An 8,038-nucleotide genomic window follows, 5' to 3' on the forward strand; every position below is an offset into this window, starting at 1 on the left:
GGGGTGAGCGGGGCATGGCGGTCCCATTGGACGAGCAGACGGCCCGGGAGTGGCTGGCGGTCGCGATCGAGGAGGCGCGGGCCGGGCTGGCCGAGGGCGGCATCCCGATCGGCGGTGCGCTGATCGGGCCGGACGGCACGGTCCTCGGCCGCGGGCACAACCGCCGCGTGCAGGACGACGACCCGTCGGTGCACGGGGAGACCGACGCCTTCCGCAACGCCGGGCGCCAGGCGAGCTACCGCGGCACGACGATGGTCACCACCCTCTCGCCCTGCTGGTACTGCAGCGGGCTGGTGCGCCAGTTCGGCATCTCCCGCCTCGTCGTGGGTGAGTCGCGCACCTTCACCGGCGGCCACGACTGGCTGCGCGAGAACGGCGTCGAGGTGCTGGTCCTCGACGACCCCGAGTGCGTGCAGCTGATGACGGAGTTCATCGCCGCGCACCCGCGCCTGTGGAACGAGGACATCGGCGAGGACGAGAAGTCAGAGCAGGAGGCCGGCAGATGAGCAGCAGCACGAGCAGTCGGGACGACGTCGCGCCGGTGGCCGAGGTCGACCCCGACTACCCGATCGACCCGGTCCCCCGGCACGCCCGCAAGTCGCTGTTCTCCCTGGCGATCGTGCTGCTGGGCTTCACCTTCTTCACGCCGACGATGCTCGCCGGCGCCCAGATCGGCGCCGCCTTCGAGGTGGGCACGCTGATCTGGGTGCTGCTGCTCGGCAGCGCCGTCCTCGGCGTGTACGTCGCCGCCATCGGCGGCATCGGCGCCCGCACCGGGCTGACGACCGTGATGATGTGCCGCTACTCGCTCGGCACCACGGGCGCCAAGTTCGCCTCGCTGCTGCTCGGCGGCACGCAGGTCGGCTGGTACGGCGTCACGGTCGCGACGCTGGCCGGGCTCACCGCGAGCGCGCTGGACTGGTCGGGCCGGGGCACCGAGATCGCGCTCATGGTCGCCGGCGGCGCGATCATGGGCGTCACCGCCTACTACGGCTACAAGGGCATGTACGCCCTGTCGGTGGTCTCCGTGCCGCTGCTGCTGGTGCTCGCCGGCTGGGTGACCTGGCGGTCGCTGGAGGAGGTCGGCGGGTGGAGCGGCCTGACCGCCGTCGAGCCCGCGTCGACCATGACGATCGCCGCCGCGGTCACCATCGTCGTCGGCACCTTCGCCTCCGGCGGCACCCAGGCACCGAACTGGACCCGGTTCGCGAGGACGCCGTCGGCCGGCTTCTGGGCCTGCGTCGTCGCCTTCCTCATCGGCGAGCTGCTCATGCTCGGGTTCGGCGCGATCGGCGCGATCTCCTTCGGCGAGGGCGACTTCGTGCTCGTCCTCTACCAGCTCGGGCTGGTCGGCTGGGGGCTGGTGTTCCTGGTCGCCAACCTGTGGACCACCAACGACAACACCGCCTACAACTTCGGCGTCGCCGGCGCGGAGATCGCCAACTCCCGGTCGAAGAAGCCGTTCGTCATCGGCGGCGTCGTCCTGGGCACGCTGCTGGCGATCACCGGCATCTACGACAACCTCATCGAGTACCTGGTCTGGCTGGGCATCCTCATCCCGCCGCTGGGCGGCGTCGTCATCGGCGACTTCGTCGCCCGGTGGCGGAGCGGGATGCCGGCGGCGTCGACGCTCCCCGCGTTCGAGTGGCGCAACCTCGGCGCCTACGTCGTCGCCGCGTTCGCCGCCTGGTGGAGCAACGAGGCGGGCTGGTTCATCCCGCCGGTCGTCGGCGTCGTCGTCGCGGTCGCGGCGGTCGTCGCCGTCCAGTGGGGACGGCGCCCGGCGATCCAGCCCGCGACGTCCGGGGACGGCCTCAGCACCCGGCGGTGACGGCGCGGGCCCGGTCGGCTCCGCCACCGACCGCCCACCGCAGCCCCACGAACCGGGCGACCCCCACCACCGCGGTCACCGTCCACACCACCGCCACCGCCCCCATCGGGCCGGCCGACGCGGTCCACGGTTCGAACGCGGCCAGGGCCAGGCTGGTGGTCGCCAGCCCCGCGAGCGCCAGCCCGCCGCCGGCCCACTGCGCCGTCGCCCAACCGGCGCGGTCGGCGGCCCGGAAGGTCAGCCGCCGGTGCAGTTCGTTGGCGACGGCGGTCGAGACGACGACGCCCCCGAGGTTGGCCGCCTGGTCACCCAGGCCGGCCAGGAGCAGGAAGAGCCCCAGGTAGACGAGGTTGGCCGAGCCGCCGACGAGCACGAACCGGGCGAACTGCGCCGGCGTCCGGTCGCTCCGCAGCCACCCGGCGACCGGCGCGGGGCGGACCTCGATGCCGGTGGCCACCGAGGGAGCCGGAGGACGCACGAGGACCGCCGCTGTCATGCCTCGAGCATTCGCGACGAGGCCCTCCCGGCACATCGGGGAGGACCCTGGCCGGACCCTGATCCCGGCACCCTGATGACCGTGCCCCGCTGGCTCAGCCGGCGCCGTCTCTCCGTGACAGATGGCCCGGCGCGGCGGTGCCCGTTCCGTCGGTCGATCCGGTCCCCCCGTCGCGGAGGGGCGTCGTCGCGGCAGCGAAGCGCACCAGCAGCGAGGGCGAGAGGCGCATGAGCCGCCACGCGATCCGGGCCTGCCGGGGCGCGACGATGATCGCCCGGTTGCGCTCGACACCGCGCAGCACGTCGGTGGCCAGGGCGTCGGCGCTGTAGAGACGCCCCCCGCTGAGCTCGGTGATCACCGCACGGACGTCGGCGGCCTCCACCGCCGGCACCCGGGGCAGGTCCGACGGCATGCCCTTGTCCAGCATCGGGGTGTCCACCCCACCGGGGCAGACCACGCTCACGCGGACGCCGTGGGCAGCGGCCTCACCACGTAGCGACAGCGAGAGCCCGACCACCCCCCACTTCGTCGACGCGTACGGCGTGAACCCGGGGTTCGGCAGCAGGCCGGCCACGGAGGCGACGTTGACGATGTGCCCGGACCCCTGCCGGAGCATCACCGGGTAGGCGGCGTGCACCCCGTGGACCACGCCCCTCAGGTTGACGTCGATGGCACGGTCCCAGTGCGCCAGGGCGAGGTCCTCGACCGGACCGCCGATCCCGACGCCGGCATTGTTGACCAGGAGGTCCAGCCGGCCCTGCTGCTCGACGGTGCCGGTCACCAGTCCCGCGACCGCCGCCCCGTCCCGCACGTCCAGCACCGCCGCGGAGGCCCGTCCCGGCCCCACGCCGGTGAGCTCCTCGGCGACCCGTGCCGCTCTCGCGCCGTCCGTGCCGGTGAGGACGACGCGGTCGCCGCGGCGCACCAGCGCCGCACCCAGAGCGCGGCCGATCCCCGAGGAACCGCCGGTCACGATCGCGACCCGTTGCATGGCCCACCCCCGACCGCACGCTGCCCTGGACGACGTGCACCGAGGACAGCCTCGCGTTCGCGCAGGGAATCGACCAGCCCCCGCTCCGCGGACGCGCGGTGGGAGCGATCGGCGACGGCGTGGAGCGCCGCAGCGTCGGAGCGCGTGGCAGGGCGTAGCGTCGCCCCACGGAGCCGTCCAGGCTCCCGATGAGGGAGCGCGCACCATGGGTGACAAGTCCCCGCGACAGTCGATGACCAAGGCCAGCGGCAAGTCGATCAAGGAGAAGCGGCTCGACCGCAAGGCGAAGGGCGCCCCGACGCCACCGCCGGAGATCGCCGCCCGCGGCAAGAAGCACTGACGTGCTGCTCCGGCCCACCGGGCCGGAGCAGCACGCCCGGTCAGCCCCCGGGCACCGGGCGGCGCAGCACCGAGGGGCGGCACACCACGGCCGCGCCCAGCACGACGACCGCCGTGACCACCAGCGCGGCACCGACCGTGAGCAGGTCGGCCAGCGCACCGTTGAGCGCGGCGGCCAGCGGTCGGGAGCCGACGAAGCCCATCAGCCAGAGCGCCATGATCCGGCCGATGTACTCCCGCGGCACCCGGTCGTAGAGCAGCGTCGTGATGCCGTTCATCGCCAGCGTCAGCCCGACACCGCCCACGACGAACGCGACGACGGCCGCCGGCACGTTCCAGCTCGCCGCGAGCCCCACCGCCGAGCCGGCCAGCAGCACCAGCCCGGCCGTGGCCAGTTGCGCGTGGTCCAGCCAGCGGACCAGCGCCACCTGGGCGAAGAACCCGAGGAACGCGCCCGCACCGAAGGCCGACGCCAGCACGCCGACGAGCTCCGGGCCGCCGCCGAGGACGTCGGCCAGCGAGGGGCCCAGGGTCACCGCCGGGTCGGCGCCGACGCCCACCGCGGTCACGCCGAGCAGCAGGACGCCCACCACCGGGTCGGTGCGCAGGTACCGCACCCCGGCGATGACCGACAGCCGCGGCCCGGGGGCGGTGGCCGCGCCCGGCGTACGCAGCCGGAACACCGCGACGAGGAAGACCAGGTGGCCGACGGCGGCGAGCGCGAAGGCGACGCCGTAGCCGGCGGTGGCGGCCACCACGCCACCCACCGCCGGCCCCACCGCCCGGCCCACCGAGAAGGTGAGGTTGTCCAGCGCCACGGCCCGGGCCACCTCGCCCGGCCGGACGAGCGACGGCAGCAGCGCCTGCATCGCCGGCCCGCCGACGGAGAAGCCGAGCCCGACCACCAGCGCGGTGACCATGACCACCCACGGCGGCACGTCGGAGACGTCAGGGGTCAGCAGCACCCAGCCGGAGAGGATCGCCGCCCCCAGCGTGCACAGCGTCCGTCCGAGCAGGATCTGCCGGCGCGGGCTGCCGCGGTCGGCCATCGCGCCGCTCAGCGGGGTCAGCACGAGCTGCGGCACGAACTGCGCGAAGCTCACCAGCCCGACGAGGAACGCCGACGCGGTGAGCTGCCAGACCAGCGCGGCGCTGGCGATGTTCTGGATCCAGATGCCGACGTTGGCCAGCAGCTTGCCGGCCCAGTAGGGCCCGAAGACCGGGTCGGTGACCAGCCGCCGGGACGGGCGGGGTGCGGCGGGCCCGGGCTCCGGTTCTCCTCCGCCGTCCACTGCCAGGCAATCTAGGCAGCGCCGCCGGACGCCGCTCACCCGGGGTCGGCGCGCGGCCGGGGGTGGGCGGTCTGCTGCCCGCCGGCATTCGCCTCGCTGCGGTCCAGCGGGCACCGGAACCGCCGGGAGATGCATCCCGGTGGGCGACGGCGCCGGCGCCGCCCACCCGGAACAGCGCTGCCGGCCCCCCGGACGGGCGAGGGCCCTCCTCCCCGGGCGGGGAGGAGGGCCCTCAGGTCGTGCGGGGACGCGCTACATCACGGCGTCGGGCACTCGTCGTAGAAGACGCGGGTGCCGGTGCGCACGGGGGTAGTGAACTCGCACCCGTAGTCGGGGTCGGCGACGACCTCGGGGTCGAGCACCGAGGCGCCGGCCGGCTTCACGCCGTTCTCCACCCAGTCGACCAGGTCGAGGAACTGGGACGCGGCCTCCTCGGGGGTGTACTCGCAGTGCCCGGCGGCCCGGATCGGCCGCTGGACGAGCAGGTCCGCGTTGCCCTGGGCGGCGACGTCGCGGGCGTAGTACTGCTCCATCGAGAACGGCACGTAGTAGTCGCCGAGGGTGTGCGAGGAGAGCACCGGGACGTCGATGTCGCCGGTGATCGCGGGGACCGGGACCGCCTGGTAGGTGCTCCGGGTCTTGGGCGCCGGGGCCACCCGCTCGATGCGCTGGTCGAGCGTGGTGCCGTCCTCGAAGGTGTGGTCGACCGGGTAGTCCTGGTCGGCGTTCGTCCACACCGCGCCCGGCAGCACGCCCTCGGTGCCGGCCGGGTCGTTGGTCACGACGGCGTAGACGAAGTTCTGACCCTCCCAGTAGCCGAAGGCCTCGTCGTCACCGGGGCGCTCGCCGCCGGTGATCGCCGTGATGTTGTCGCGGAAGACCTCGCCCTCCTCGGTGAGGCCCGAGTACACCGGGGTCGCCGTGGTCGGGGTGCCCAGCGCGGCCTTGAACTGCGGCACCGCCTGCGAGAAGTACTCCGCCTGCGAGGGGAACGGGTAGGCGTCCACCCCGGAGAGCGTCTGCGCCAGCAGGTTGTAGTCGAGGAAGAAGTCGTAGAGCTCGTAGTCGCCCATGACCCCGCACATCGGCGCCGCGCCGTCCCACTCCACCCCGCGGTCGCGCTCGAGGAGCGTGCCGATGACGTGCCCGCCCATCGAGACGCCCTGCAGGTAGCGCTGGTCGGCCTTCCCGACGCGCGCGTCGAAGACCTGCGCCAGCCGCTCGGTGGCCAGCGCGCTGGCCTCGATGTCGTACCGGTTCTCGCCGTAGGACGACGCCGCCCAGGCGAAGCCGTTCTCGATGTAGGTGCGCCGCAGGTCGTAGCTCGGGTCGCTGACGTAGACGGTGGTGCCGGTGCCGCGGTAGCCGTGCTCCCAGAAGACGACGTCGCCGTTCCAGTCCAGCGGCACCTCGATGCGGTAGGCCGAGCCGCGGTCGATGCCGTAGAGCACCTTGCTGATCGGGTTGCCGGCCTCGTCGGTGAGCGGCACGAACTCCGCGCCCTGCTCCCCGTTCACGTAGTCGTACCGCGGGTCGGCGATCGTCCAGCGGAGGTTGTAGACGGGCTCCTTGGGGGACTGCTGGACCGGCTGCCAGTCCGGGTTCGACGACTGGGGGGCGGCGAGGGCCGGGCCCCCGAGGGTGAACGTCCCGAGGCCGACGCCTGCGGCGAGGGCGAGCGGGACCAACCGGTTGCGGTGCAGGGACAAGATGCGACTCCTTCGTCGGCACTGTGCTGCGCGTCACTGGGGCGCCCCTGTCTACCCCACGGCCGGGTGAACCGGATAGCCGGGTCTCGGGACGGGGCGACCGGCGCAGGTGGCGACGACGGGGTGCGAGCCCGACGGCCCGTCAGGCCTCGTGCGGGGAGCGTCCCAGCCACCGGTCGGCATCGAGGAACGGCAGCGGGTCGACCTTCACCGGCACCCGGGGCACCTCCACCACCAGCGGGTCGTCGAGGAGTTCGCCGACGACCTTCGCGACGGCCGCCCGCTCCGCATCGGTCCAGGCGTCGTAGCCCGGCAGCGTCTGGCACAGCTCGTCGATGCGCAGCGCCCGCAGCGCCTGCGGGTTGTCGGTCTCCAACCCCACCACCAGACCGGCGAAGAACCCGCCGGGGAGGCGGCTGAGGACGAGGTCGAAGCCGGTCTGCAGGACCACGTCGCCGAGCGACTTCGCGATGTTCTCGGCGTCGCGGACGGCGTAGGCGGTGGCCCCGGCGAGGGCGAGTACGAGCAGCGCGCCGTCGAAGACAGCGCCACCGTGACCGGCGATCCGGCCGATCCCCTTGGGCACGGAGGAGAAGGCCGCCTTCCAGGCCGCGTGGTCGGTGAACAGCCGCGGGGCCCCCGCGGGCAGCCGCGGGCTGATCCGCAGGTCGTAGACCTCCACGGCGGCGCTCTCGAACAGGCTCTTGGTGAACGTGGTCGCCGCGCCGGCGAACCCGTTGGACACCACCTTGCGGAACTTCTTGGCGTCGATCGCGGCGATCGCCTTCTGCGCCGCCGCCGTGTCCTTGGGGCCCGGGCCGGCCAGCCACGCACGGACGGCGGCGAGGTTGCCCTCGAACTGGGGACCGGTGAGGGCCCCGGCCGCGCTGATCCCCCGGAGCTGCGCCTTGTTGTCGAGCAGCCACACCTCGCCCGACGACGGGTGGAAGGCCACCAGGTCGATGCCGTTGCCGGCCACGTGCTTGGTCCAGTCGTGGAACACGACCAGGCCGTCGGCGGCCAGCGCGTTGAACAGCGTCTGCTCCCCGACCAGCCCGATGAGCTGCTGCTTGGTCACCGCGGCAGGCACGTAGCGGGTGTCCACCTGCTGGAGTTCGGGCCCGTAGGCGCCGGCGACCGCCTGCCCGTAGGCCTGCTGCGCCTCCTGCGGGGAGAGCAGCCCCTTGCCCTGCGCCTGACCGAGCACGCCCTGCAGGTCGTGCAGGTCCCGGTTCACCGTCGATCCCTGGTCACCGCTGACCCGCGGCGAGGCCAAGGCCGGAGGAAGGCCGCGCCCGGCGCCCCCCGCCCCCGCCGTGGACGCCACTCCCACGGCGTTCCCGGCGCCGGTGGTCACGGTCGTCGCGCCCGGCCAGGCCC

General features: G+C 73.8%; 8 protein-coding genes. 3 read left to right on the forward strand and 5 right to left on the reverse strand.

The window, feature by feature from the left end:
• Window positions 1-14 precede the first annotated feature (14 nt).
• The gene (locus E9549_RS15430; RefSeq protein WP_236827435.1) at window positions 15-506 is read left to right on the forward strand and encodes a nucleoside deaminase; all 492 of its coding nucleotides are present in this window, start codon (window positions 15-17) and stop codon (window positions 504-506) included.
• Window positions 503-1,831, forward strand: a complete 1,329-nt coding sequence (gene codB / locus E9549_RS15435; RefSeq protein WP_236827436.1) for a cytosine permease — start codon at window positions 503-505, stop codon at window positions 1,829-1,831. The genes E9549_RS15430 and codB overlap by 4 nt, the downstream gene beginning before the upstream one ends.
• On the opposite strand, the gene E9549_RS15440 is transcribed toward codB, so the two are convergent.
• Window positions 1,815-2,288 (reverse strand): GtrA family protein, encoded by a 474-nt coding sequence (locus E9549_RS15440; RefSeq protein WP_236827437.1) that lies wholly within the window; start codon window positions 2,286-2,288, stop codon window positions 1,815-1,817. The two genes, codB and E9549_RS15440, sit on opposite strands and share 17 nt — an antisense overlap.
• Window positions 2,289-2,421: 133 nt before the next feature.
• On the reverse strand, window positions 2,422-3,300 hold the full coding sequence (locus tag E9549_RS15445) for an SDR family oxidoreductase (protein WP_236827438.1): 879 nt from the start codon (window positions 3,298-3,300) through the stop codon (window positions 2,422-2,424).
• A 223-nt stretch (window positions 3,301-3,523) separates the two neighbouring features.
• Here E9549_RS15445 and E9549_RS23470 point away from each other — a divergent pair, with 223 nt between their 5' ends.
• Window positions 3,524-3,658: a hypothetical protein gene (locus E9549_RS23470; protein ID WP_255715819.1), complete on the forward strand. Its 135-nt coding sequence runs from the start codon at window positions 3,524-3,526 to the stop codon at window positions 3,656-3,658.
• A gap of 40 nt (window positions 3,659-3,698) precedes the next feature.
• Here E9549_RS23470 and E9549_RS15450 read toward each other — a convergent pair whose 3' ends face one another.
• From E9549_RS15450 to E9549_RS15460, 3 genes are all read right to left on the reverse strand, one after another.
• Window positions 3,699-4,949 (reverse strand): MFS transporter, encoded by a 1,251-nt coding sequence (locus E9549_RS15450; protein ID WP_236827439.1) that lies wholly within the window; start codon window positions 4,947-4,949, stop codon window positions 3,699-3,701.
• 257 nt (window positions 4,950-5,206) lie between these two features.
• The gene (locus tag E9549_RS15455; RefSeq protein WP_236827440.1) at window positions 5,207-6,658 is read right to left on the reverse strand and encodes an esterase; all 1,452 of its coding nucleotides are present in this window, start codon (window positions 6,656-6,658) and stop codon (window positions 5,207-5,209) included.
• Between the two features lie 142 nt (window positions 6,659-6,800).
• A partial coding sequence (locus E9549_RS15460) for a hypothetical protein (RefSeq protein ID WP_236827441.1) occupies window positions 6,801-8,038 on the reverse strand: 1,238 nt, incomplete at its 5' end.

Source organism: Blastococcus sp. MG754426, from assembly GCF_021699055.1.
GTDB lineage: Bacteria > Actinomycetota > Actinomycetes > Mycobacteriales > Geodermatophilaceae > Blastococcus.